The sequence below is a fragment of the Pseudonocardia wallangbongensis genome, assembly GCF_054486945.1.
In genome coordinates, this window is record NZ_JBRERS010000001.1 from 1,299,252 (window position 1) to 1,322,669 (window position 23,418).

At 71.5% G+C, this 23,418-nt stretch carries 24 protein-coding genes and 1 pseudogene; 8 read left to right on the forward strand and 17 right to left on the reverse strand.

All coding sequences use genetic code 11. The annotated features are described in order from the left end of the window. Positions 1 to 50: 50 nt before the first annotated feature. The 8 genes from ACU436_RS06145 to ACU436_RS06180 form a co-directional block, all read right to left on the reverse strand. On the reverse strand, positions 51 to 644 hold the full coding sequence (locus tag ACU436_RS06145; protein ID WP_459022473.1) for a TetR/AcrR family transcriptional regulator: 594 nt from the start codon (positions 642 to 644) through the stop codon (positions 51 to 53). Continuing rightward, on the reverse strand, positions 641 to 2,260 hold the full coding sequence (locus ACU436_RS06150) for a class I adenylate-forming enzyme family protein (RefSeq protein ID WP_459022475.1): 1,620 nt from the start codon (positions 2,258 to 2,260) through the stop codon (positions 641 to 643). Before ACU436_RS06150 ends, ACU436_RS06145 begins: the two co-directional genes overlap by 4 nt. Then, positions 2,257 to 3,006: a hypothetical protein gene (locus ACU436_RS06155; RefSeq protein WP_459022477.1), complete on the reverse strand. Its 750-nt coding sequence runs from the start codon at positions 3,004 to 3,006 to the stop codon at positions 2,257 to 2,259. The genes ACU436_RS06150 and ACU436_RS06155 overlap by 4 nt, the downstream gene beginning before the upstream one ends. Then, positions 3,003 to 4,124 (reverse strand): ABC transporter ATP-binding protein, encoded by a 1,122-nt coding sequence (locus ACU436_RS06160; protein ID WP_459022479.1) that lies wholly within the window; start codon positions 4,122 to 4,124, stop codon positions 3,003 to 3,005. The genes ACU436_RS06155 and ACU436_RS06160 overlap by 4 nt, the downstream gene beginning before the upstream one ends. Next, positions 4,121 to 4,900, reverse strand: a complete 780-nt coding sequence (locus ACU436_RS06165; RefSeq protein ID WP_459022481.1) for an ABC transporter permease — start codon at positions 4,898 to 4,900, stop codon at positions 4,121 to 4,123. Before ACU436_RS06165 ends, ACU436_RS06160 begins: the two co-directional genes overlap by 4 nt. Further along, positions 4,897 to 5,778 carry an ABC transporter permease gene (locus ACU436_RS06170; RefSeq protein WP_459022483.1) on the reverse strand — a complete coding sequence of 294 codons (882 nt, stop codon included), beginning with the start codon at positions 5,776 to 5,778 and terminating at the stop codon, positions 4,897 to 4,899. Before ACU436_RS06170 ends, ACU436_RS06165 begins: the two co-directional genes overlap by 4 nt. After that, positions 5,775 to 6,791 (reverse strand): extracellular solute-binding protein, encoded by a 1,017-nt coding sequence (locus tag ACU436_RS06175; RefSeq protein WP_459022485.1) that lies wholly within the window; start codon positions 6,789 to 6,791, stop codon positions 5,775 to 5,777. Before ACU436_RS06175 ends, ACU436_RS06170 begins: the two co-directional genes overlap by 4 nt. Positions 6,792 to 6,971: 180 nt before the next feature. Beyond that, on the reverse strand, positions 6,972 to 8,528 hold the full coding sequence (locus ACU436_RS06180; RefSeq protein ID WP_459022487.1) for an MDR family MFS transporter: 1,557 nt from the start codon (positions 8,526 to 8,528) through the stop codon (positions 6,972 to 6,974). A 120-nt stretch (positions 8,529 to 8,648) separates the two neighbouring features. Between ACU436_RS06180 and ACU436_RS06185 the strand changes: the two genes are divergently transcribed. Continuing rightward, complete coding sequence (locus ACU436_RS06185) at positions 8,649 to 9,263, forward strand: TetR/AcrR family transcriptional regulator (RefSeq protein ID WP_459022489.1); 615 nt, start codon at positions 8,649 to 8,651, stop codon at positions 9,261 to 9,263. Here ACU436_RS06185 and ACU436_RS06190 read toward each other — a convergent pair. The 4 genes and pseudogenes from ACU436_RS06190 to ACU436_RS06205 form a co-directional block, all read right to left on the reverse strand. Next, positions 9,182 to 9,619 carry a hypothetical protein gene (locus ACU436_RS06190; RefSeq protein WP_459022491.1) on the reverse strand — a complete coding sequence of 146 codons (438 nt, stop codon included), beginning with the start codon at positions 9,617 to 9,619 and terminating at the stop codon, positions 9,182 to 9,184. The genes ACU436_RS06185 and ACU436_RS06190 overlap by 82 nt on opposite strands. A gap of 31 nt (positions 9,620 to 9,650) precedes the next feature. Further along, positions 9,651 to 12,032 (reverse strand): ATP-binding protein, encoded by a 2,382-nt coding sequence (locus tag ACU436_RS06195; protein ID WP_459022634.1) that lies wholly within the window; start codon positions 12,030 to 12,032, stop codon positions 9,651 to 9,653. A gap of 15 nt (positions 12,033 to 12,047) precedes the next feature. Next, positions 12,048 to 12,221 (reverse strand): annotated as a pseudogene (locus ACU436_RS06200) (helix-turn-helix domain-containing protein); the annotation flags it as partial. Further along, the gene (locus tag ACU436_RS06205) at positions 12,164 to 13,327 is read right to left on the reverse strand and encodes an endonuclease/exonuclease/phosphatase family protein (protein ID WP_459022493.1); all 1,164 of its coding nucleotides are present in this window, start codon (positions 13,325 to 13,327) and stop codon (positions 12,164 to 12,166) included. The pseudogene ACU436_RS06200 and the gene ACU436_RS06205, both read right to left, overlap by 58 nt. Positions 13,328 to 13,615: 288 nt before the next feature. Between ACU436_RS06205 and ACU436_RS06210 the strand changes: the two genes are divergently transcribed. After that, positions 13,616 to 14,071, forward strand: coding sequence for a peroxiredoxin (locus ACU436_RS06210; protein WP_459022495.1), 456 nt, complete (start codon positions 13,616 to 13,618; stop codon positions 14,069 to 14,071). A 152-nt stretch (positions 14,072 to 14,223) separates the two neighbouring features. On the opposite strand, the gene ACU436_RS06215 is transcribed toward ACU436_RS06210, so the two are convergent. Further along, positions 14,224 to 14,916: a TetR family transcriptional regulator gene (locus ACU436_RS06215; protein WP_459022496.1), complete on the reverse strand. Its 693-nt coding sequence runs from the start codon at positions 14,914 to 14,916 to the stop codon at positions 14,224 to 14,226. 174 nt (positions 14,917 to 15,090) lie between these two features. Between ACU436_RS06215 and ACU436_RS06220 the strand changes: the two genes are divergently transcribed. From ACU436_RS06220 to ACU436_RS06235, 4 genes are read left to right on the forward strand one after another with little or no spacing between them, the layout of a single operon-like run. Beyond that, positions 15,091 to 16,080, forward strand: a complete 990-nt coding sequence (locus ACU436_RS06220; protein ID WP_459022498.1) for a phosphotriesterase family protein — start codon at positions 15,091 to 15,093, stop codon at positions 16,078 to 16,080. After that, complete coding sequence (locus ACU436_RS06225) at positions 16,077 to 17,396, forward strand: MFS transporter (protein WP_459022500.1); 1,320 nt, start codon at positions 16,077 to 16,079, stop codon at positions 17,394 to 17,396. Before ACU436_RS06220 ends, ACU436_RS06225 begins: the two co-directional genes overlap by 4 nt. After that, positions 17,389 to 18,303 carry an amidohydrolase family protein gene (locus ACU436_RS06230; RefSeq protein ID WP_459022502.1) on the forward strand — a complete coding sequence of 305 codons (915 nt, stop codon included), beginning with the start codon at positions 17,389 to 17,391 and terminating at the stop codon, positions 18,301 to 18,303. The genes ACU436_RS06225 and ACU436_RS06230 overlap by 8 nt, the downstream gene beginning before the upstream one ends. Next, on the forward strand, positions 18,300 to 19,955 hold the full coding sequence (locus ACU436_RS06235) for an AMP-binding protein (protein ID WP_459022504.1): 1,656 nt from the start codon (positions 18,300 to 18,302) through the stop codon (positions 19,953 to 19,955). Before ACU436_RS06230 ends, ACU436_RS06235 begins: the two co-directional genes overlap by 4 nt. Before the next feature lie 42 nt (positions 19,956 to 19,997). Here the strand turns inward: ACU436_RS06235 and ACU436_RS06240 are convergent, their stop codons facing one another. Beyond that, positions 19,998 to 20,303, reverse strand: coding sequence for a hypothetical protein (locus ACU436_RS06240; RefSeq protein ID WP_459022506.1), 306 nt, complete (start codon positions 20,301 to 20,303; stop codon positions 19,998 to 20,000). 187 nt (positions 20,304 to 20,490) lie between these two features. Between ACU436_RS06240 and ACU436_RS06245 the strand changes: the two genes are divergently transcribed. Continuing rightward, the gene (locus tag ACU436_RS06245; protein WP_459022508.1) at positions 20,491 to 20,952 is read left to right on the forward strand and encodes a pyridoxamine 5'-phosphate oxidase family protein; all 462 of its coding nucleotides are present in this window, start codon (positions 20,491 to 20,493) and stop codon (positions 20,950 to 20,952) included. Positions 20,953 to 20,979: 27 nt separating this feature from the next. Then, a complete protein-coding gene (locus tag ACU436_RS06250; RefSeq protein ID WP_459022510.1) occupies positions 20,980 to 21,228 on the forward strand; it encodes a YciI family protein in 249 nt (82 codons plus the stop codon). Between the two features lie 57 nt (positions 21,229 to 21,285). On the opposite strand, the gene ACU436_RS06255 is transcribed toward ACU436_RS06250, so the two are convergent. The 3 genes from ACU436_RS06255 to ACU436_RS06265 all read right to left on the reverse strand — a co-directional run bounded on the left by ACU436_RS06255 (position 21,286) and on the right by ACU436_RS06265 (position 23,315). Further along, complete coding sequence (locus ACU436_RS06255; RefSeq protein WP_459022512.1) at positions 21,286 to 21,669, reverse strand: hypothetical protein; 384 nt, start codon at positions 21,667 to 21,669, stop codon at positions 21,286 to 21,288. Between the two features lie 81 nt (positions 21,670 to 21,750). After that, positions 21,751 to 22,188, reverse strand: a complete 438-nt coding sequence (locus tag ACU436_RS06260) for a DUF6197 family protein (RefSeq protein WP_459022514.1) — start codon at positions 22,186 to 22,188, stop codon at positions 21,751 to 21,753. 467 nt (positions 22,189 to 22,655) lie between these two features. Then, a complete protein-coding gene (locus ACU436_RS06265; protein WP_459022516.1) occupies positions 22,656 to 23,315 on the reverse strand; it encodes a response regulator in 660 nt (219 codons plus the stop codon). Positions 23,316 to 23,418 lie beyond the last annotated feature (103 nt).

A 23,418-nucleotide genomic window follows, 5' to 3' on the forward strand; every position in this document is an offset into this window, starting at 1 on the left:
GTGGACAACCCCATCGCGCCCGGGTCTCGAGCGGCCGCGGAAGGGCTGCGCTACCCCACGGGCGAATACCCGACGAGCGCCAGCGCCTGCCGGACGAGGAGGTCGCAGATCTCGTCGAGCGTGAGGCGTCCGTCCGGGCGGTACCAGTCGGCGACGCCGCCGCAGATCTTGATCAGGGAGAAGCGGGTGATGGCGGCGTCGTCGAGGACGAAGTCACCGGAGGCACGGCCCTCCTCGAGCACCCGCTCCCACACCGACTCGAAGCGGTCGCGCAACGCGACGACCCGGTCCCGCGCCTCGGGTGTGAGCGCACGGAGCTCGGCCTTCGTCACGTTCCACACGTCGCGCCCGCTGACCTCGCCGTGGACCTGCGTGCGGATCATGGCGGCGACGCGGTCGGGCGCCGGGTCCGCGCTGTCGGCGGCCGCTTCGAGCTGGGCGATCGCCGACTCGTACGCCTCGCTGAGGATGCGGAGGAACAGGGCTTCCTTGCTCGGGGCGTAGTGGTACAGCGCCCCGATGGTGACGCCGGCCTCACGGGCGATCTCGCGGATCCCCACCGCGGTGTAGCCGCGGGTGCTGAACATCTGAACGGCCGCCGCGATCAGCCTGGCCTCGGCGGTCTGGACAGCCGAGTTCCTCATCGGAGTGAGTCTGCCGCAGCGGGCCGCCGGCGAGCGCCCAGGTCCACGGTCGGGGCGCCGAGCTCGGCCAGGTGCCGCTTGGCCACCCGCTCCGACGGGGTGCGGGGGAACTCAGGGACGAACGACACGTACCGGGGCACCTTGTGCCGGGCGAGCGCCGACTCGGCCGTCGCAACGACCGACTCCGCGCGTTCCCGGACCTCATCGCCCTCCGGCACCCCGGCTTCCAGCTGCACGAACGCCCAGACCTCCTCGCCCCGGACCGGGTCGGGCCGGGCCACCACGGCCGCGTCGACGACGTCCGGGTGTCGCCGCAGGGCCGCCTCGACCTCCTGGCACGAGATGTTCTCCCCGGCGCGCCGCACGATGTCCTTCCTCCGGTACAGATAGCGGTAGCGCCCGTCCCGGCGCTCCATCACGTCGCCCGTCCGGTACCACCCACCGGGCAGGAACACCTCGCGGGACGCGTCGGGCCGGCGCCAGTACTCGGCGCAGACGGTCGGCCCCCGGACGTCGAGCATCCCCGGCCCGTCCCCGCTGACCTCGCTCCCGTCGTCCCCGACCAGACGTACCTCCTGCCCGGGCGCCGGCCGGCCCAGCCAGCCTGCGCCGACCTCCCGCTCGTCGGCGGCGGTCTGCGCCAGCACGACACCGCACTCGCTCGTCCCGTACGCCTCCAGCCACGGCACGCCGAAGCGGCGTTCGAGCTCCGCGTGCAGCGCCCGGGGGACCGCGACGCTCCACGCCGCGACGGCGTGGTGGGCCCGGTCGTGTTCGGCGCGCGGGGTGTTCAGCAGCATCGCCGGCATCGCGCCGATGGTCATGAACTTCGTGATCCGCCGGTTCGCGACGTTCTGCATGAACGTCGACGAGCGGAACCGCGTCAGGTACACGCAGGTGGCCCCGGCCTGCAGGCAACCCATCAGGACGATGAACGGGTCGCCGTAGTAAAGCGGCTGGCTCGACAGCACCCGGTCGTGGCGCGTCATCGCCATGACCGTGCGGATGGCGCGCCCGTCCATCAGCCACTGCCGGTGGGTCTTGGTCACGGCCTTGGGCACCCCGGTCGAGCCGGACGTCAGGCCGAACCGCACCCGGTCGTCGAGGTGGCCGGCCCGCCCGAGGTCCTCGTAGGGCAGGTCCCGGACCTGCAACGGCGCATCGGCCCAGCTCACCGGCCCGTCCACCGGCACGACCCGGGCGCTGGACGACTTCAGCAGCCCGTCGTGCCGGTCGCAGAACGAGGCGAGCGCCACGACGTGGGTCGGCTCCACCAGGTCGAGGACGGCCGCGAGCTCGGCGTCCTTGTACCCGGGGTTCAGCGGCAGGACCGCCGCCCCGAGGTGCGCCGCCGCGAGGATCGCCAGCGGGAACGTGGACCGGTTGTCGAGCGCCACCGCGATCCGGTCGTTCGCGCCGACCCCGCGCTCCGCGAGCTCCGCCGCCAGGCCGGCGACCCGCCGGGCGAGCTCCACGAACGTGAACCGCTCGCCGTTCTCCAGCTCCAGGGCGGGTGCGTCGCCGTAGGTGCCGGCGGCCCACCGGGCGATCCCCGCCAGGTTGCCGCCGGCGAGCGGCACCGGATCCGGTGCCGGCGTCATCGGGTGCGGGCTCATCGGATGATCGCCACCCAGTCGGCGGCGGCCACCGTCCGCCGGCTCTCCGACGCCACGACCGCCACCCGGAACGTGGCGACGCGGAAGCCCGGACGCGACGCGCTCCGGCGCTGCTGCACCGGGCCGACGATGCAGTGCACGGTCTCCTCGACCGCGAGCCGCTCGCCGAAGGTCCACCGCAGCCCGCGGTTCAGCACCGTCTCCGGATGCGGGTTCCCCAGGTAGTCGCTGCGGTTGACCAGGCCGGACGCCGTCAGCACGAGCAGCGGCCACGGCACCGCACCCGCCGGCTCCACGCTCCGCGGCGGGATCCAGCCCAGGAAGAGGTCGACGTCGGCGCGCGTCATGGTCCGGCCACGGGTCGACGTGCCCTCGACCGGCCGCGCGACGCCGCCGGGGCCGAACCCGATCCGCCCCCTCGTGGCCGTGTTCCCGGCGAGGCTCCCGGCGAGGACGTGGTCGCGGCCCTCCGGCGTCGCGGACACGACCAGGTCGCTGCCCTCGAAGATCGGGGCGTCGAAGCTCCACTCCAGGGTGCCCGGCGCCGACCACAGCAGGTCGGGGTCGTGGGTGCCGATCGTCAGCAGCATGCCGCTGATCCCGGACAGGACCCGCCCGCCGAACAGCCCGGCGGCGGCGGTGAACCGGTTGGTGTGCAGCTCGTCGCCCGTGCCCTCCCATACCGAGCCGAGCAGGAAGTCGCGGTCGGTGACCCGGCGGGTCAGGCCGGTGTGCAGCGTGCTCACTCCCCCACCACCACCGTGCAGCGGTCCAGGTCCAGGTGCACGGTCAGCGCCTCGCCCGGTGCGCAGCCGACCGGCAGCGGCACCTGGGCGACCAGGGGCCCGAGCGCCTCGCTGCGCAGCTCGAGCTTGGCGTGCTCACCGAGGAACACCACGTCCTCGACCACGGCCGGTAACGGCACGGAACGTTCCTCCTCGTTCGACGGGACCGACAGGCGGATCGCCGCCCGGGGGACGGAGATCCGCGCCCGATCTCCGATCTCCGCGACGGCGCGCAGCCGCACCGGTCGCCCACCGATCCGGGTCTCGACGTGAGAGCCGGACCGGCGGGCACCGGCAGGGAGCGGGATCAGGTTCGCGTCGGTGAGCAACCGCGCGACGTAGCTGGTGGGCGGCTCCGCGTAGAGCCGCTCGGGCCGGTCGAGGCCGACCAGCCGGCCGGCGTGGAAGACGGCGATGCGGTCCGAGAGGGCCAGCGCCTCGTCGCGGTCGTGGGTGACGTACACGACGCTGCACCCCGTGGAGCGGTGGATGCGGCGCAGCTCGTGCTCGAGGTCCAGCCGCAGGGCCCGGTCGAGGGCACCGAGCGGCTCGTCCATCAGCAGCAGGCGGGGCTCGAAGGCCAGCGCGCGGGCCACCGCCACCCGCTGCTGCTGCCCGCCGGACAGCTGGCGGGGGTAGCGGCGCGCGAGCTCGCCGAGCCGCACCAGGTCGAGCATCTCGTCCACGCGGTGCCGGCGCCGCTCGGACCGCCACTTGTGCCGGCGCAGGCCGTAGGCGATGTTCTCCGCCACCGTCAGGTGGGGGAACAGCGCGTACTGCTGGAACACCATTCCCACACCGCGGTCCCGCGGCGGTCTCGTGGCGACGTCCTGGCCGGCGATCCGGATCGTGCCCCGGTCACACCGTTCGAACCCCGCGACCATCTTGAGCACCGTGGTCTTGCCCGAGCCGCTCTGGCCGAGGAACGTGAGGAACTCGCCGCCGGCGAGGCGCAGGCTCACGTCGTCGACCGCGACCACCTTCCCGTACCGCTTGCCCACCCCGACCAGCTCCAGCGGTGACGGCGCGTCCGCGGCCGGCGTCCCCGGGATCGCAGGGGCGGATGTCACGTCCGTCATCGGTCCACGCTCCGGGTTCGCAGGATCTCGCTCATCGTCATCAGCGCCGCGGTGCCCAGCACCAGGAGCGCCGCGATCGCGGTGATGCTCGGGTCGACGCCCGTCTCGACCGAGTCGAGGATCGCCTTGGGCAGCGTCGTCGTCCGGGGTCCGGACAGGAAGCTCACCAGCGTCGCCTCGTCGAAGCTGGTGAGGAACACGATGATCGCGGAGGCACCGAGCGCCGGAGCCAGCAGCCGGACCGTGATCCCGAACCACGCCCGGGTGCGCCCGGCGCCGAGCGTCATCGCCACCAGCTCGAGGTCCTGCGGGATCGCGCGGATCGCCGCCCACAGCACCAGCACCGCGATCGGCAGGGTGTGCACGGCGTGCGCGAGGATCACCCCGAGGTAGCTGTCGAGCAGGCCGAGCCGGGCGTAGAAGCCGTACAGCGAGACGGCGAGCGCCACGCCGGGCACGAGGATCGGCAGCGTGCACAGCGCGATCAGCCCGTTCTCCATGCCGATGCGGGTGCGCTGCAACCCGATCACCAGCAGCATCGCGGCCGCGACCGCGACGAGCGCGGTCGGGAGGGCCACCAGGACCGAGCGTCCGGTGGCGGGCCCCCAGACCGCCGACTCCGCGAGGGCGCGGTACTGGCGCAGGCCCCACTCGGCGGGCGGCAGGGCGAGGAACGACTCCTGCGAGAACGACATCACGATGACGGCCAGCGCCGGCCCCAGCAGGAACACCACCAGCGCCACGAGCAGCGCGCGGTGCAGGATGCGCCCGGTCATCGCTGCTCACCGCCCGGGAGACGCCTGCTCACGAGCTGGCTCGCGAGGAGCACGACCAGCGCGACGGCCAGCAGCACCACCGCGAACGCCTTCGCACCCACGAGGTCGAAGTACTCGAAGACGTCGTCGCCGATCATGGTGGCGACGAACGGCGAGCTCGGCCCGCCGAGCACCACCGGGGTGACGTAGAACCCGAGGCAGATGACGAACACGAGCGTGCCGGCGTTGAGGATCCCGCGGGAGCAGGTGGCGACGACGACGTTCAGCACGGCGAACGCCCGGCCGGCGCCCAGCGTCTCCGCCGCGGCGACGAGCGAGCGGTCCAGCGCGGAGAACGTCGCGTACAGCGGGAGCACCGCGTACGGGAGCATCGCGTAGAGCATCCCGACGACCACGGCGCCCTCGGTGTAGAGCAGATCGGCATCGCCGCCGACCAGGCCGAGACCGCCGAGCAGGGCGTGCACCGGCCCGCCCTGGCGCAGCAGCAGGACGAACGCGTAGTTCTTGATCACGACGCTCATCCAGAACGGGGCGAGGACCGAGATCCAGAGCAGCGCGCGCCCGGCTCGGCTCTCGACGGTGCACAGCGCCCACGCCAGCACCGCTCCGAAACCGGTCGCCAGCACGGCCACCAGGCCGCTCACCCACACCGTGCGGAACAACGCCGCGCGGTCGGCCGGGCTGCCGAACAGCTCGGCGTAGGCGGCCGGACCGGCCGGCCCGAGGGTGTCGATGGCCAGCGTCAGGAGCGGAACGCCGATCAGCCCGGCGACGGCCAGCACGGCGGGCGCCACCAGGACGGCTCCGGTGCGCCACGACGGCCGGGCCTGCCAGTCCGCGGGCGCCCCGCCGGTGCCGCGATGCGCGAGTGCGGTCATCCGGCCAGGAACTCCTTCCAGCGCGGCGCCACCCGGTCGGCGTTCGCGACCCACCAGTCCGCGTCGAGCTGCACCTGGGACCCGGTGTGCGCCGCGGGGAGCAGCGCCGCCTCGTCCGCACTGAGCAGGCCGAGCGTCTCCTTGTTCGAGACCCCGTACGCCAGCTCCCGCGCCACCCCGGCCTGCGCATCGGGGTGGGTCGCGTACCACTCCAGGTACTTCATGGCCCCCGCCGTGTTCGGCCCGCCCTTGATGACCACCATGTAGTTCGGGTTGACCAGCGAGCCGTCCCACGCCAGCTGCAGCGGCACCCCGCTGTCGATGAGCGACTTGGCCCGGCCGTTCCACATCACGCTGATGTCGACCTGACCGTCGCGCATGACCTGCATCTGCTGGTCACCGCTCGTCGTCCAGACGTCGATCGCCGGCTTGATCTGCTCGAGGCTCCCGAACGCGCGATCGAGGTCCAGCGGGAACACCTGGTCGGGTGCGACGCCCGCGGCGACGGCGGCGGTCGCGAGCGTCTGGAACGGGTTGTCCATCATCGCTCGCCTGCCGGGGAACGACGCGGTGTCCCAGAACTCGGCCGGGTTGGCCGGGCACCGCCGGACCGTGGAGGTGTTGCACGCGATCACGATGCCCGTGTTGCCGAGCGCCACCCCGTACTCGGTGACGGCACCGGGCTCGGACACGGCTTCCAACCGCCGGCGCAGATCGGGCGGCAGCGGTTCGAGCAGGCCTTCGCTCCACAGCACCGCGGCCTCCTGGCTGCCGAGACCCTCGACCACATCCCACCCGATGTTGCCGGTCTGGTGCTGGGCCTGGATCTTGGCGGCGAACCCGCTCCCGACGTTGACGTGCTGGATCTGGATCCGGGCCTCCGCGGCGTACGGCTCCGCGATGGTGCGCTCGATCGTCTCGCCGCTCGTGCCGCCGTAGTTGGCCGCGACGATGCCCGTGGTCCCCGCCCCGGCCTCTCCCCCGGCACACGCCGCAACGACGACCAGGAGCACGGGAAGTAGAACGGCCGGGAGTCGGCGATGCCCGCGGGGGCGATCGGCTGGCTCGTGCATGTCGCATGCCTCCTCGAGTGCAACAGCTCGAGGCAACATAGCAGTCGTTCGATATGTTGCCCACCGTCGATCTCGAGCAGGCAGCGGTAACAGGCTTCCGGTCCGCCCTCGAAGGCGTTCTCAACCCGCCGGGCGGCGGTGTTTCGGCGAGCGGATGAACAGGGCGAGCGGGATGCTGGCCAGCGTGACCACGCCGCACACCAGGAACACATCGCTGTAGGCCTGGGCGAGCACGTCCAGCTTGAGCGTCTCGTAGAGGGGCGCGAGCCCTTGCGCGCCGTGCTCGGCCATCTCGTGCAACCGCGCATCGGAGGCCGGCACCTCCAGTGCCGCGCGGCCCGCCCACAGCTGCGCCTGCTGTTCGGTCGCCATCGCGGTGAGCACGGCCAGCCCGAGCGCAGCCGTGACCCGCTGCACCAGCTGGTTGAACGCGCTGCCGGCGCCGGCCAGGTGCACCGGCAACGAGGAGATCCCGCTGGTGGTGATCGGCATCATGGCCACACCGGGACCCACAGCTCGAAGCATCAACGCCGCGATGAACTCGCCGCGGGTCATGTCCGGGTTGACGCCTGCCAGCATGAGCAGCCCGATCCCGGACAGCGCGAGCCCCACCACCGCCGGCCAGCGCGCGCCGAACCGGTCGGAGATGCGACCGGCCAGCGGCATGCACACCATCATCACCAGGCCCTGCGGGAGCAGCACGAAACCGGTGTTCAGCGCGGTCAGCCCCTGGCCTTCCTGCAGGAAGATCGGCACGTAGAAGGACACCGCGAACAGGCCGATGGACTGCAGCGCGATCAGGGCCAGCGAGTTGAGCAGCGGCCAGTTGCGCAGCACGCGCACGTCCAGCAGCGGGTCGGAGACCTCCAGCTCGATCACCACGAACAGCGCCAGCAGCACCAGCGCCGCGAGGAAGAGGATCACGACCCGGTAGTCGGTCCAACCCCAGTCCTCGCCCTCGGATGCGGCCAGGAGCAGCGCGAACAACCCACCCGCGATGCAGACGAAGCCGAGCGCGTCGAACCGCCGACCCGGCCGGCCGGGCAGCTGCGGGAGCAGGAACGCCGCCGCGATCAGGCCGACCACGCCGACGGGCACGTTGACGAAGTACACGAGCCGCCAGCTGGCGTTCTCGACCAGGTACCCACCCAGGGTCGGCCCGACCGCCGGGGCGACCACCATGCCCAGCCCGTAGAGCCCCATCGCGGTGCCGGTCTGATGACGCGGCACGATCCGGTACAGGATGGTCATGCAGGTCACCGGCAACACGCCACCCGGCGCGGCCTGCAGGATGCGGAACAGGATCTCGCTGGTCAGGTTGCCCGCCAGCCCGCAGAGCATCGAGCCGACGCAGAACCCGACCAGCGAGGCCAGGTAGAGCCGCTTGAGCCCGAGCCGGTCGCCGAGCCACGCGCTGGCCGGCACCACCACGCCCAGGCAGAGGTTGTACGCGGTCGCCACCCACTGGATGTCGTCGGTGCTCGCGCTCAGGTCGGCCGCCATCCGGCTGAGCGCGACGTTCACGCTGGTCGTGTTCAGCACCGACATGAACATGCCGATGACGATCACCGCCAGCGGCAGGCCCCACTTGCCGTCCGGCGGTGGGGCGGACGGCTCCGACGGAGTCGATCGTGGGGCGGAACGCGCGGGCGCCTCGGTGCGCGTCGACGCCGTCATGCTCCCCCACCCTGGTGACCACGCTTGCCGAACGACTGTTCTCTATCTTAGCTTACAGATGTTCGGTAATTCGCGGAAGCCTGCACCCGGCAATGGCTCGCGGATGGGGAGAATGGCCCTGTGAGCAACCAGGCGGCCGGCTCGATGGGCCGCACCCGCAATCGCTGGGGCGAGGGCGAGCGGCTGCGGACCGAGATCCTCGACGCGGCCAGCCGGCTGCTCTCCGAGCTGGACGACGAGGACGGCCTGACCATCCGCGGGGTGGCCAGAGCCACCGGGATCGCGCCGGCCAGCATCTACTCGCACTTCGCCGACCGCGCCGCGCTGCTGGACGGCTTGCTCGCGCACGAGATCCAGCGGTTGCGCGAGCGCATCGAGCGCGCAGGGGACGGCGACGGCGCCGATCCGGTGGACCGGGCCCGCGAGCAGCTGCGCGCCTACTGCGACTTCGCGGCGAACCATCCCGGCCACTACCGCATCCTGTTCCGCCGCCCGTCCGAGGCGCCGCCGTCCGCGCCCAGCCCGGTGATCGAGATCCTCGCGCTGTTCCAGCGCTCCTTCGAACGCGCCGAGGCCGCGGGCCGGCGGTTGCGGCTCCCGGCGGACCGGGCCGCCGTGGTCGTGTTCACGGCCGCGCACGGGCGGATGGCGCTCTACCAGGCGAACCCCACCGAGCGCTCCGCCAACAGGCTGCCCCGGTTCATCGACGAGCTCGTCGCGCTCGTGCTCGACTGACACCCCGGCGTTCGCGGAGAAGCGGTCCCGGTGGCGGCGGGCGAAGGGTTCCAGGCGACCGAGCGTGACATGGCGGCTGTGACGGCGACGATGTCGTCGCGTTCGGCGGCCAGGCGCACCATCTCCTCGCCGAACACCGACGTCCACGTCCGGCCGGTCGCCGACACCGGGCGGCCGGTGCCGGGATCGATGACCTTGACCTGGTGCAGCCGCTCGTCGTGCTGCTCGGCGGGGCCGTAGCCGCGGACCTCCAGCATCATCCGCATCTCGACCACCTCGGCGAGATCGGCGTCCGGCAGCGTCGCGGTGCGGAAGCCCTTGTTCGGCACCACCTCCGATTCCGCCCGGCCGGCCACGACCGCTGTGATCAGCTCGACCGCGGTGCGATCAGGACGACGCCGTCGATGGCCCGTCGAGGTTGCCGAGGTGGCTGCGGATCGCTGCGCTGGTGACCTCGTCATCGTCGGTGTGGGCTGCGCCGAGGCCGTCGAGAATGGCGAGGGCCGAACTCCAGTGTTGCCGCGCGAGATCCGGCTCGTTCAGGGAGCGGTATGAGCGGCCCAGGCCGTCGTGGGCGCGTGCTCGATCCCCTGCTTGCCCGAGGGTCGTCGCGATGTCGAGCGCTTTCCGGTGATACGTGATCGCCTCTTCGATCGATCCCTCCGCACCGTAGAGCCGACCGAGACCCTGGAGCGCCTCGTACTCGAAGTTGCTGCTCCGGATCCCGCGGGCGAGGCGCAGGGCCTGCTCGTAGCAGTCAGCCGCCTGATCGTGGCGCCCTTCCAACCGGTGGATCCAGCCGAGCCCGATCAGAACGCCGAGCATGCCGTACTTGGTGCCGACGGCGCGGGAGATCTCCAACGCCTGCTCGAAGCAGCCGATGGCCTCCGCATACCGCCCGTTGATCCGATGGATGTGGCCCATACCGCGGAGTGCATGCAGTTCGAAGGGCCGATGACCGGTGTCGCGCGAGACCCTGACGACCTGCTCGAACGCATCGGCCGCCATCGACAGCTCACCTTCGGACACGCGGATCCAGCCGAGGCCGATCAGGGCTTCGAGCTGACGGGTGCGATTCGCGATACGCAGGGCGACCGTCTGCGCCCCCTCGAAGTACTCGGCGGCCCGCGCGTACTCGCCGCGGGAACGGTGAGCATCGCCGAGGCCGGTGAGCACGTCGAGTTCACCGGCTGGGACATCGACGACCCGGGCGATCTTCAGAGCCTGCTGGAACATGTCGATGGCATCGTCGTGCCGGGCCTGCACCCGGTACACGTTGCCCAGGCCGATCCGCGCGTCCAGTTCGTCGGCCCGGCTGCCGGCATCACTTGCGATGCGCAGGGCCTGCTCGAGGAGTTCCTCGGCGTCCACGTAGTGACTGCGCATGCGGAGATGCAGGTTCACGGTGGTCGCGAGGTGAAGAGTGTGATCGGCGCCCGCCTGCCGGGCGACGGCGAGCAGGTTGGGGAGTTCTGCGTCGAGCCACGCGGCGGCCATGGCCGGGTCGTCCAGCTCGGGCACCGGGGGGTCGGAGGTCGTGGGGCGTGGGCGCCGCTCGCGCTCGTACGGGTAGGCCGCATCCATCGCCAGGGACGCGGCGTAGCAGTAGTGATCGAACAACCGCGTGCTGGCATCCTGGCGAACCTCGTCGCTCGCCTCGCGCCCGACCACCGCGACGGCGTATCCGCGCACCAGGTCGTGGAACCGGTACCTGCCGGGGGCGGGCTCGAGCAGGAGGTGGGAGTCGACGAGCTGGTCCACCAGCCGTCCGGCCTCGGTCGGGGTGACGCCGGCCAGCGCGGCAGCAGCACGTGCGTCGAACTCGGCACCCGGGTGCAGGCCGAGCAGCCGGAACATCAGCCGAGGCCGCACGGTGAGCTGCTGGTACGACAGACCGAGTGCCGCAGCGACGCTGCGTTCCCCACCATCCAGCTCCGCCGAGCGGCGCCGGAGGTCGCGAAGCCGCTCCAGCAGATGTTCCAGGGTCCAGCTCTGACGGGATCGGAGTCGGGCTCCGGCGATCCGGATCGCCAACGGAAGCCGACCACACAGTTCCACGGCCTCGACGAGCAGCTCGGTCGACCCTGCGCCGAGCCGGGTCTCGCCAGCAGTGCGCGAGAACAGGGCGACCGCGTCCGACAGGGGCAGGACGTCCAACGAGATCGTGTGGGACGAATCCAGGCCGAAGAGGCGCCGCCTGCTGGTCACGAGCGCGAGACACCCGGGCGTACCCGGGAGCAGCGGCATCACCTGCGCCTCGTCGGCGGCGTTGTCCAGCAGGATGAGGACCTTCCGATCGGCCAGCCAGCTGCGGAAGAGCGCGGCACGATCGTCCAGCTCCCGTGGTACCTGCTCGGCAGGCACGCCCAGGGCCCGCAGGAGCCGGTCGAGAGCGGCCTCGGGTGAAACCGGTCGTACGCCCTCGGTGTAGCCGTGCAGGTCTATGAACAGCTGGCCGTCCGGATAGTGGCCCTGCAGCCGGTGGGCGGCCTGTACCGCGACGGCGGTCTTGCCGATCCCGGCCATACCGTCGATCGCAGTGATCACCACGGTGGCCGCGTCCGGGGCGCGATCGAGATCGGCCAGCTCCGCCACCCGTCCCGTGAACGCCGGTGGCGCCGCCGGGAGCTGGCGGGGCAGATCGGCCATGGACGACGACGTGATCGGCGGACCGCTCGAGCCTTCCCGCACGGTCGGATCGCCGTGGTCACGTCCGGCGGCACCCAGCTCTGCCACTTCCGCCTCGTCGAGGTTCAGGGCCTCCGCCAACAAGCGGAGCGAGGAGCTGTACGGCCGCCCCGACGCGTCACCGGACTCCCACCTGCGGATCGACCTGGCGCTCAGTCCCGTCCGCTCAGCCAGCTGTTCTTGCGTCAACAGCGCCCGCGCTCGCCCGGCCTTCAGAATCGCTCCGACGCGCGATGCAGCGTCAGCAGACTCGGATGCCCCCCTCGGCATGGCCCACACCCTAGACGGTTGATTCCTATTGGATCTTCGTGGCCCGGGGGGTGAAGGCATGGGAGAGCGATGGCGCGCGAGACCGTTGTGCCGTCCTGCTCAGGGCCTCCTGACGGCACCGCGCAGTGTGCGGCAGGCTTCGCGGGCAGGCCAGGGCCTGCCCGTTGGGGCGCGTGCTCGTCGCCATCGGGGACACCAACCCGCCCGGCTACGCCCGCCGCGCCGGTCTTGTCGCCGGAACCGACCTGCTCGGTGTCGCCGTCGGCCGGTGACCACCGCCGGCGCAGGTCGGCCGAAACGCGCTCGCTGCCACGGTGTTCCGGTAGGGCGAGCGTCACGAGCAGGGCCGGGTGGTCGGTGGTTTCGTGCATCTCGATCGCGCGCGAGCTTTCGACGACGAACTCGGGCGTCGCCACGACGTGCTGCTGCCCTCCGTCGTCGGCGAGGGCGGAACCGGCTGGTAGGCAGGAGCTCAGATCCGGGCCGCCGCCCGACCCGAGGTTCAGGTCACCGCCCACCACCACCGGCAACTCCCCGTCCTGCGCACGCCGCTGCGGCATGACCGTCTCGAACAGGTATCGGCACTGGGCCCCCGCAACCTCGCGCTCGGTGTGGGTGAGGTGCGTGGTGCACGCGGAGAGGGCCGGGGTGGCGGCAACGTCGAGGCACAGCCACGCCCGGCCCTCCGGGCTCCGCCTGTCCTGGATCGGGTAGATCCCACCGCCGGGAACCGAGCCGGGCACCGCCGGCCACCGCGAAACCAACCCGATCCCGTACTGCCGGCCGGCGCGGCAGCGGAACGCCTCCCCGGTTCGCGCATCGCGGGCCGCGCGGAACGCGGACGTGACCGTGCCGCCGGGCACCACATCGGCCAGCGCGCGCTGCATCTTCGACACGTCACCGGCACAGACCTCGTTCAGGGTGACGAGGTCAGGTGCCTCAGCGCGGATCAACGAAGCCGCCTCCGCCACGGACCGGCCGGTGTAGCAAGCGGCGAACCCGCTGCCGCACAGGTTCAGCTGCAGCACCCGCACCCGCACGGCCGGCACGCTGCCGAGAGGGGTTGCTGGACCAGCGCGCGGCGCGACCGCGGTGAAGCCGATCACCGTCGTGGTGCACCCGACCAGACAGCAGACGACCGCCGTGCGCAGACCTCGACACAACCAGGCAACCGTCCCCGACACCCTCACACCGGCGTGTTCGCAAACGGACCGGCGATGGTTCGAGGCGCAGGGGTGTGGCGATCCGGAGGTGGCGTCCCGCCACCACGATCACTGTGATCTGGATCGCATCGAACGAACCGGTCGGCTCGTTCGGGCAGAACACCGGACGCGACTGGCCCAGCCCGTGGCGCTCGTCCACCGCACCAGCGCCCCGACCCGAGGAGGAACCGCGTGAACCCAGGCGACCAGGTCGAGGACTTCGAGCTGCTCGACGAGACCGGCGCACCGCGCCGGCTGAGCACGCTGCTCACCACCGGGCCGGTCGTCCTGTTCTTCTACCCGATCGCCTCCAGCGGCGGCTGCACGCAAGAAGCCTGCCACTTCCGCGATCTCGCCGCCGACTTCGCAGCCGCCGGCGCGCAGCCGGTCGGGATCAGCAGCGACGCCGTCGCGAAGCAGCACGCCTTCGCCGCCGCCCACTCACTCGGCTATCCCCTGCTCTCCGATCCCGACCACCGCATCGCCAGGTCGCTGGGGGCCTACCGCCGGTTCCTCCCCGGTGGCCTGCACACCAGGCGCATGACCTTCGTGATCGGCCAGGATCGCCGCATCCGCCACGTGGTGGCCGACGAACGGTCGATGCGTGGGCACGCGGACGCGGCCCTGGGCGCCGTTCGAGCCATGTGACGTCCGTCCGGACCGCTCGGACACCGCCGTGGAGAGCTTCTCCGCTGCTGCTCAGCAAGGTCACGAGCCCGCCGTTCGCAGGCGGAACCGACGCTCAGCCTGGCCGGCAGCACGATGCCGGCTGCCGGACAGATCGCCCGAGCTGTGGATCGTCACTCCATCTCGCCACCGAGTGGCGCGCCGACGGGCGCGGCGGCGGAGACGGCGGGAACGTTCGCCCCAGCAGGCTCGCAGGGCAGCACGCGCGCGTGCGAGGACGGGTCGGCGGCGGGAACGGCTCCGGCGAAGCCGACCAGGTTGAAGGCGAGCCGCACGAACACGTCCTGCAGCCGTTCCAGGCTCAGCGGCCCGCGCGGCCGGTACCAGCGCGCCACCCCGTTGCACATCTCGAGGAGCGCGAGGCGGGTGACCGCGGGCTCGTCCGCCGCGAAGTCCCGGCAGGCTATCCCGTCGCGCAGCACCTCGGCCCAGTACGCCTCGTAGGCGTCGCGCTTCTCGAGGATGACCGGCCGGTCGGCAGCAGGCAGGATCCGTACCTCGCCGTCGACGACGCGCACGGTTCTCGGGTTGCGCGCCTGGACGGACACGTGCGCCCGCACGAGCCCGGCCAGCCGGGTGGCCGGATCGGGGCTCGCCAGTCGCACCGTATCGGCGATCCGCAGCAGCTCGTCGAGCGCCAGGTGCATCACCGACTCCAGCAGCGCCATCTTGCTCGGGGCGTGCATGTACAGAGCGCCGGAGGTGACCCCGGCAGCCGTGGCGATGTCCCTGATCCCGGTGGCGGCGTAGCCGCGCTCGGAGAACGTCAGGACGGCGGCCCGTTGGAGGTCGATCAAGCTGGTCACGCGCGCCCCGATCCTCCTCGCGGCTCGACGGGTGTCGCCGCACTTTACCCAACGGTCACCCTTGACGGCTAATCACCTGATTAGTAGCTTCTCATCAACTGATTAGTGCTGTTCAGAGACCTTCGACGAGGAAGGTGGGCGACCGTGCGAGTGCTCAGAACCGTTCGAGGAGACGTGCCCCTGCACGAGGTGGGCCACATCCAGCCCCACGAGCACGTGCTCTCGAACATCGGTGGCACGGCTACGCAGCAGGGCAGCGCGATCTCCTCCACGGAGGAGATCCGGCTGGACAACTACTACGAGATCCGCCGGCACCACAGCGCGTTCGACATGGTCGTGAACGACTTGGACGACGCCGTCGCGGAGCTCTCGGCGTACCGACGACAGGGCGGCAACGCGATCGTCGACGCCACGAGCGTGGGTCTCGGCCGAGACCCCGAAGGCCTCGTGCAGGTCGCCGAGCGCACGGACCTGCACGTCGTCATGGGGAGCGGCTACTACCACCACCACTACCACCCGCCCGAGCTCACCGGTCGCTCGCGGGAGGAGATCGCAGCCGAGATCCACCGCGACGTCGTCGACGGAGTCGTCGACGGCATCCGCTCCGGTCTGATCGGCGAGATCGGCCTCGGCTGGCCGGTGCACGAGGTCGAGGCCCGGGTCCTCAGCGCGGCGGTCGACGCGCAGCGCTCGACCGGTGCCGCGCTGATGGTGCACCCCGGACGGCACGGCGAGGCCCCGGCGGATGCGATGCGGAGGATCACCGCCGACGGCGGCGACGCGCACCGGGTGGTCATGAGCCACGTCGATCGCACGCTCTTCGATCTCGACGCGATGCTCGAACTCGCCGATACGGGCTGCTACCTGGAGTTCGACCTCTTCGGGCAGGAGTCGAGCTACTACCCGTTGGCGGACATCGACATGCCCAACGACGCGACGCGCGTCGACCACCTCGTCGCACTGACCGACCGCGGTCACGGGGACCGGCTCCTGGTGTCACAGGACATCTGCGTCAAGTCCCACCTGCAGAAGTACGGCGGTGAGGGGTACGGGCACCTGCTGCGGAACGTCGTTCCGTTGATGCGTCGCAAGGGCTTCGACGACGACGCCATCCACCGTCTGACGGTCCACAACCCGCTTGCTGTCCTCGGGATCGCGGCATGAGCGCCGACGGCACCGCCGACGCGCTCGACCAGCAGACCGCTCGACCGGGCCCCATGCGCCGCCGCCGACCGCTCGCCGGCGCCGCGGTGGGGACCTTCATCGAGTTCTACGACTTCGCCGTCTACGCCCTGACCGTGCCGATCGTGGCGGCCAGCTTCTTCCCGGACGGCGACCCCGCGGTGGCGCTGATCTCCGCGTTCGCGGTGTACGGCGTCGCGTTCATCGTCCGGCCGCTCGGCGGAGTCGTCTTCGGCGCGATCGGCGACCGCTTCGGGAGGCGCCGGGTCCTGATGCTGGTGCTGACGCTCATCGGCGTCGCGACCGCGCTGATCGGCGTGCTGCCCACCTACGAGCAGGTCGGGTTGCTGGCGCCACTGCTGCTCGTGGCGCTGCGCGTCGTACAAGGGCTGTCCGCGGGCGGCGAGGTGACCAGCGCCACCTCGTTCGCGCTCGAGCACGCACCCGGCCACCGCCGCTCGACCTGGATCACGACCGTCGTCGCGATGTCGGCCGTGTCGTCGATCGTCGGGCTGCTCGTGGTCCTCGGGCTCAGCGCGGTACTCCCGGAGGCCGCGTTCGCCGCGTGGGGCTGGCGCCTGCCCTTCCTGCTCGCACTCCCCCTCAGCCTGGTGGGGCTCTACATCCGGCTGCGCACGGACGAGAGCCCGGCCTTCGAGAGGGCACAGCGGCGCAAGGCGCTCAGTGCCACACCGGTCCGGGAGGCCCTGACCCGCAACGGCCGGGCGGTTTTCGCCGCATTCGCACTGGCGGCGATGAGCGCACTCGCCTTCTACTTCCTGGTCGGGTACTTCCCCACGTACCTCCAGGTGAACGCCGGGCTGTCCCGGCCGGCCGCGCTGGTCACCAACGGGCTCGCGCTCGTGGGGTTCACCGCGGGCCTCATCGTGGCGGGATCCGTCGCCGACCGCGTGGGCAGGCTCCCCATGATCAGGATCGGCACCGCTCTGCTCGTCGTGGCCAGCCCGCCGGCGTTCCTGCTGGCCGGCAGCGGCAGCTCCACCGCAGCGGTAGCCGGGCAACTGCTGCTCGCCGCGGCGCTCTGCGTGTTCGGTGGTGGCAGCTACGCCATGCTGCTCGAGGTCTTCCCGACCCGGACCCGGCTGAGCGGCGCCGCACTCGGCTACAACGCCGGCTACGCGCTGTTCGGGGGCACCGCGCCGCTCCTGGGAAGCGTGCTCGTGGCGTGGACCGGCAGCCAGTACGCACCCGGCTACTACCTCGCGGTCGTCGCGCTGCTCGTCCTGTTCTGCACGTTCAGCCTTCCCGAGACCAAGGAGGTCGACATCCATGCCTGAACGCGCCGTGTTCCACGACGCCACCGTCGTCGACGCCCGCGTACGGCTCCCCGTCGACAGGAGACCGGCGAGGGGCCGGCCGGCGGCGATGGCCCGGCAGCAGTACGACGACGTGCTCGACATGACGGCGAAGCTCACGGCCGGAACCACGGAGTCGCTGCTGCGGCACCTGGCCGATTCCGGGGTCGCCCACGCCGTGGTGCACGCCGAGAACGAGGGCGACGAGGACGTCGCAGCCCTCAACGCCGCCACCGCCGCGCTCGTGGCCGAGCACCCGACGGTGCTCTCGGGCTTCGGGACGGTGACGATGCCCCCACCGACGGCCGGCGCAGGCGCTCGTGAGGTCCGGGGGTGCGCCGCGGCGGGTCTGACCGGGGTGAACATCCAACCGGCGTTCTTCGGCATGGACATCGTCGATCGGCGCCTCTACCCGGCCTATGCCGCCGCCGAGGAGCTCGGCCTCACGGTCGCGCTGCACACCGGCATCAACTACTCCCGGGTCTACCCGATGGCGCACGAGCGCCCCGAGTTCCTCGATCGGGTCGCGTGCGATTTCCCCGACCTGCAGATCATCGCCTGCCACGGTGGCTGGCCGTGGGTGGCCGAGTACTGCGCCATCGCCCGCCGGCACCCGACCGTGCTGCTGGAGCTGGGCGGCTTGGCTCCGAAGTACGTGATGCGGCCGGGCACCGGCTGGGACGTGCTCGGCACGCTCGCCGACAACCTGCTCCGGGACCAGGTGCTGTTCGCCACCGATTGGCCGATCATGGACCACGCCCGGGCGCTGCGGGAGTGGCGGGCGAGCGGGCTGCGTCCGGACACGCTGCAGGCGATCCTGGGCGGCAACGCCCGACGGCTCCTGGGCGGGCCCGGTCCACGACAGCCCGCCCACCAGGTGCCGGCGTGAGTACCGCTACCGACTCCCCGGTCCGCGCCGGGACGTCGGGGGCGACGCTCTCGACGCTCCTGCGCGACGCCGCGGCTCGGTGGGGGCGCCGTACGGTCCTGCACTGCGAGCGACGGCAGCAGCGGTCGAGCTTCGCGGAGCTCGACGAGCTCGCCGACCACGTCGCAGCGGCGATCGTCCGCCGCGGCATCGGCACCGGTTCCCGAGTCGCGATCATGTTCCGGAACGACCTCGAGTTCCCGGTGTGCTGGCTCGGTATCACGCGTTCGGGCACGGTGACCGTTCCGCTGAACGTGCACCTCGGGCCGTCCGACCTGGCCCATGTGCTCGCCTCGGCCCGACCGCGGTTGGTGATCGCGGACGAGGAGTTCGGGGAGGTGCTGGCGGAGGCGCTGGCGTCCGCGCCGGAGCCGGACCGGCCGGAGACGGTGCTGGTCGCCGTCGAGGACGCGGCCGCCGGGTTGTGCGCCCGGCTGTCCGCGGCAGCGCCGCCGGCCGAACCCGCTCCGGCCGCCCAGGACGGCCCGTGGCCCGAGTCGACCGCCAACGTCCAGTTCACCTCCGGGAGCACCGGTACGTCGAAGGGGTGCCTGCTCTCCCACCGCTACTGGATCGCCATCGGCGAGGCCATGCGACGGCACGGTCCGCGGCTCCACAGCGACGACGTGCTGCTGACCGCACAGCCCTTCTCCTACATGGACCCGCAGTGGAACCTCGTCGCGGCGCTGCTCACCGGCGCCCGGCTCGTCGTGCTCGAGCGCTTCCGCTCCAGCACCTTCTGGCCCGCCGTCCAGGAGCACCGCGCGACCTTCTTCTACTGCCTCGGGGTGATGCCCGCGATGCTGCTGCGCACGCCGGTGCGCGAGGGCGAACGGCTCCACGCGCTGCGCTACGTCGCCTGCTCTGCCATCCCCTCCGGCCGGCACGCGGAGCTCGAGGAACGCTTCGGGGCACCGTGGCACGAGATGTACGGCAGCACCGAGACCGGCGCGGACGTCCTCGTCGAGGCGGACGAGCACGACATCGCGCTGCAGTGCGGCACCATCGGCCGCCCCCTACCGCACCGGGAGGTGCGCATCGTCGACCAGCGGGGTGTGCCGGTCCCGCGCGGCACCGTGGGCCGGCTCCTCGTGCGCGGGACGGCGATGAGCGATGGCTACCTCGACGACGCCGGTGACTCCTGGTCGGGCACCGGCTGGTACGTGACCGGGGACCTCGCCCTGCAGACGCACGAGGGCTACCTGCACTTCCGCGGCCGGGAGAAGGACATCATCCGGCGCAGCGGCGAGAACGTCGCCGCCGCGCAGGTCGAGGAGGTGCTGCAGCTCCACACCGCGGTGCGGGTGTGCGCCTGCGTCCCGGTCGCCGACGAGATCCGCGGCGAGGAGATCAAGGCCTACGTCGTGCCCGTCCCCGGAACGACGGTCGACGTCGCCGAGCTGATCGCGCACACGCGCACGCACCTCGCCTACTTCAAGGTGCCGCGGTACTGGGAACTGCGCACCCGGCTGCCACTGACACCGTCGGAGAAGGTGTCCAAGGCCGAGCTGCGCAGCGAGCCGGTCGAGTCGCTCGGTCCCTGCTACGACGCGGCATCGGGTCGATGGGACGACCACGTCGCGCCGCTGCCACTGGCGTCGGCCGGCCGGTAGGGCGTCCGCCCCGGGCCGCCCGACCGGCCGGCGTCGAGCCGGTCAGAACCGCTTGGCGCCGAAGACGGAGGCTAGTTCGACCTGCCGCCCGTCGAGGTCGACACGGCTCACGCGGTCGATCACCAGCCGGATTCCGGTGCGCTTCACGAGATCGCGCAATGGCAGGTCGCGCAACCACTGGCCGGTGGCGAGCTGGTGGTTGCGCATCCGCTCCCGGAACCGACCGTCGTCGTTGATCAAGGTGACGGCCGCGTCGCTCTTCCCGGCGATCAGTTTGGCTGCGGTGACGCCGGCGTACCCCGCGCCCAGGACCGCGACCCGAGGTGCGGTCTCGCTGATGGTCGTCATCGTGGCTCCCCGTCTCGATGGATTCGCCATGAGACGCCGCACGACCGGAACCTGTGACAGCGCGAAAGCCCACCCCCGGCATGTCGGATCTGCGGTTGCGCCGCTCGTCATCGGTGATGAGAGGCCCGACGAGCGGGCCTGAACGGAACGGAGACGTCGTGGGGTACTACATCGCGGGGTGCGCCCGATGACCGACGGCGCCATGAACGGCGAGGGCCGCGACGGCGCCCAGCGCAAAGCCGACACCCTCGAACTCCTCGCCAAGGAGTCACAGCTGTGGCTCGGGACCGCGGCGGTGGACCGGACCCCGCACCTCATACCGGTGTCGTTCGTCTGGGACGGCACGCGCATCACGATGGGGACGGCGGCGAACAGCACCACCGTTCGGAACCTGCGCCGTACGCCGGTGGCGAGGACTGCCATCGGGCACCACTTCGACGTCGTCCTCATCGACGGATCGGTCGACCTCACCTCCCCGGAGGAGGTCGACACCCCGACCGCGGAGGCGTTCGCGCTGGTAGCTCACGATCCTCGGCACATGCCGGGATACCTCTACCTACGACTCACCCCCCGGCGGGTGCTGGCGTGGCGAACCTTTCCCGAGCGTCCCGGCGCCCAGATCATGACCGACGGCCGCTGGATGGCCTGAGCGACCGCAGGCGCTGCCGCGTGCGCCGTGCCCCGGACACGCGCCGAGCACGCCGCGAAGATCACTCATCACGTCCACCTGCAACCCGCCCACACCGCTACGACGGTGCGGCTGGACGATGGCCGCCGGCTGATCATCGACGGCCCGTTCGTGGCGGGCGAGGAGTTGGTCAGCGGGTTCGTCGAGGTCGACGTCGCCGACCTCGAAGAAGCAGTTGCCATGGCCAGAACCTGGCCCGGGTGCCCGATCGTCGAGCTGCGGCCGGCTGCGGCCTGAACCGGGGGCGGGACGTCGAGGACGGCAAGGACGACGGGCCCGGTCTCCGGCGGTAGGTCAGGCATCGGCGGGCTGCCACCGCGGGTACTCGCCATCACGCCACTCGAACGGGTCGCCGCCGTGGTCGACGCCGCCGTCGGAGCGGACACCGATGTGCCGGTCCGGCCAGGCGGCGGGATGGCCCGCATCGCGGACGCAGCGGTACCGCTCGCCGACGAGGCCCGGGTACCTGCCGTCCTCGTGAGGCGCGACCTCGGCGGGGCACTGCTCGGTGTCCGCGCCGGCGACGCCTTCCTCGTCGTAGCGGTCGCTGGCCCAGCTGCCATGACAGGTCTCGCACCGGAACGAGCCGCCGACGTAGCCGACTTCCTTGTCGCAGATCGGGCAGAGCACGGACTGCACGACCAGCGGCGGGAGCGGTGAGCGTCTGGTGGCAGTCATCGGTGTGCCTTCCGAGTGGGCTTCGGGCTTCTTCCCCTGCTCCGGTATCGGGCCAGGCAGCTCAGGCATCGGACGTCCGGCTCATGCCGCACCGCCTGCCCGGGCGCGGATCTGCGCGGCGGCGTAGCGGAGCGCTGCCACAACCGCATGGTCACCGGCGTTGTCCGACCAGTCGTACAGCTCCTCGGCCTCCCGGAACCCGAGCGCCGTCATCGCGGTGGCCATCACGAGATGCGGGTGGTCGGGCTCGGTGACCCCGGTCTCCGGGTCGTAGTCGCTGACCCCGACGAACGCCTTCTCGGCGTCGATGCCGTCGCGGTAGCCGGACACGGCCGCGAGCGCGCCCACCGTGCAGCAGGGCGTCCCGGGCACATACGGTTGGAACAGGGCCCTCGTCCAGTAGTCGCCGACCTCCAGGCCATCGGACTCGATGAGCGTTGCGGCCTGGTCGATGAGATCGGCGACCTTTGCGGGTGACAGATCCCCGGTGATCGGCGTGTCGGGCAGTATCGTTGCCATTACGGGTTCCACTCTCGGCTCGGGTCGGTTGGTGTGGATCGCGGTCGCGCCGCGGGGGTCTTTTCCGCCGTTCAACCGGCCGGTCGGCCGATGCGGGCGATAAGGACGTCACGGTCACGTCGCACCGCTCTGCGGCGGTTTCGACGGTGCAAGAGCCAGGCGTCCATCGGGCGCCGCCGACAACTCCGGTGGGGATCGAGCAGAAATCGTTCGCATCGTGGTCCGGGACCGGCCGGGTTGGCAGGTCCGCCGGGTAGCGGGCAACCATCACGCCACCCAGGTGAAGCCACTGCGGGTCGGCATGTTGCCAAGGGTCGTCACCGGAGCGCGGTACGTCCGCCCGGTGAGCGGCTATTTGCTGTACCTGGAAGCAGGAACATCAACTACCTGCTGGCAGGGTAGGACGCGTGTTCCGCGGTGCTGCCCCAGAGGACCGACGTTCAGGCGGGCGCGGGCACGGCCGCGGGTCAGTTGCTGCCGAGGAACGTGAGGACGGCCAGCACGCGCCGGTGACTTCCGGCAGCCTCCGCGATGCCCAGCTTCGAGAGGATGCTGCGGACGTGCTTCTCGATCGTGCCCTCGGCCAGCCACAGCTTGTGGGCTATGCCGGCGTTGGACAGACCCTCGGCCATGAGCGCCAGCACTTCACGTTCCCGTGGAGAGAGGGGCTGTAGGGGGTCCTCGACCCGGCGGGCGTCGAGCAGCTCCTGCACGAGCGCGGGATCCACGACGGAGGCGCCCTTGATGATCCGGTCCAGTGTGGAGAGGAAGTCCTCGACGTCGCTGACGCGGTCCTTGAGCAGATATCCCATGCGCTGCCCGCCCCTCAGCAGCTCGGTCGCCTGCTCGACCTGGACGTGCCCCGACAGGACCAGGATCGCGGTGTCGGGCAGCTCCTGCCGGATCGTGCGGGCCGCGTCCAAGCCCTCGGTGGTGTGCGTGGGCGGCATCCGGATGTCGACGATCACGAGGTCCGGGTTCAGCCGCAAGACATGGGCCATCAGCTCGGTGTGCGTGCCGTACCGCCCGACGATGTCGAAACCGGCCCCCGAGAGCAGGCTGGCCAGGCCCTCACGCATCAACACGTCGTCCTCGGCCACCACCACTCGAGCGCCGCTCTCCGCCATGTCCACGATTATCGCCCTGACCGGCGGGACTGCGGACCACCTGTCGGCGCAGGCCGGCCGGGCCGGGTGCGGCCGGCGGGTTGTGCCGTGTCGCGGTCTTGCG

Coding starts and splice junctions, on each gene's coding strand:
- ACU436_RS06145 (WP_459022473.1), bottom strand. CDS start 644: ATGAGGAACTCGGCTGTCCAGACCGCCGAGGCCAGGCTGATCGCGGCG.
- ACU436_RS06150 (WP_459022475.1), bottom strand. CDS start 2,260: ATGAGCCCGCACCCGATGACGCCGGCACCGGATCCGGTGCCGCTCGCC.
- ACU436_RS06160 (WP_459022479.1), bottom strand. CDS start 4,124: ATGACGGACGTGACATCCGCCCCTGCGATCCCGGGGACGCCGGCCGCG.
- ACU436_RS06165 (WP_459022481.1), bottom strand. CDS start 4,900: ATGACCGGGCGCATCCTGCACCGCGCGCTGCTCGTGGCGCTGGTGGTG.
- ACU436_RS06170 (WP_459022483.1), bottom strand. CDS start 5,778: ATGACCGCACTCGCGCATCGCGGCACCGGCGGGGCGCCCGCGGACTGG.
- ACU436_RS06180 (WP_459022487.1), bottom strand. CDS start 8,528: ATGACGGCGTCGACGCGCACCGAGGCGCCCGCGCGTTCCGCCCCACGA.
- ACU436_RS06225 (WP_459022500.1), top strand. CDS start 16,077: ATGAGCGCCGACGGCACCGCCGACGCGCTCGACCAGCAGACCGCTCGA.
- ACU436_RS06230 (WP_459022502.1), top strand. CDS start 17,389: ATGCCTGAACGCGCCGTGTTCCACGACGCCACCGTCGTCGACGCCCGC.
- ACU436_RS06240 (WP_459022506.1), bottom strand. CDS start 20,303: ATGACGACCATCAGCGAGACCGCACCTCGGGTCGCGGTCCTGGGCGCG.
- ACU436_RS06245 (WP_459022508.1), top strand. CDS start 20,491: ATGACCGACGGCGCCATGAACGGCGAGGGCCGCGACGGCGCCCAGCGC.
- ACU436_RS06255 (WP_459022512.1), bottom strand. CDS start 21,669: ATGACTGCCACCAGACGCTCACCGCTCCCGCCGCTGGTCGTGCAGTCC.
- ACU436_RS06260 (WP_459022514.1), bottom strand. CDS start 22,188: ATGGCAACGATACTGCCCGACACGCCGATCACCGGGGATCTGTCACCC.
- ACU436_RS06265 (WP_459022516.1), bottom strand. CDS start 23,315: ATGGCGGAGAGCGGCGCTCGAGTGGTGGTGGCCGAGGACGACGTGTTG.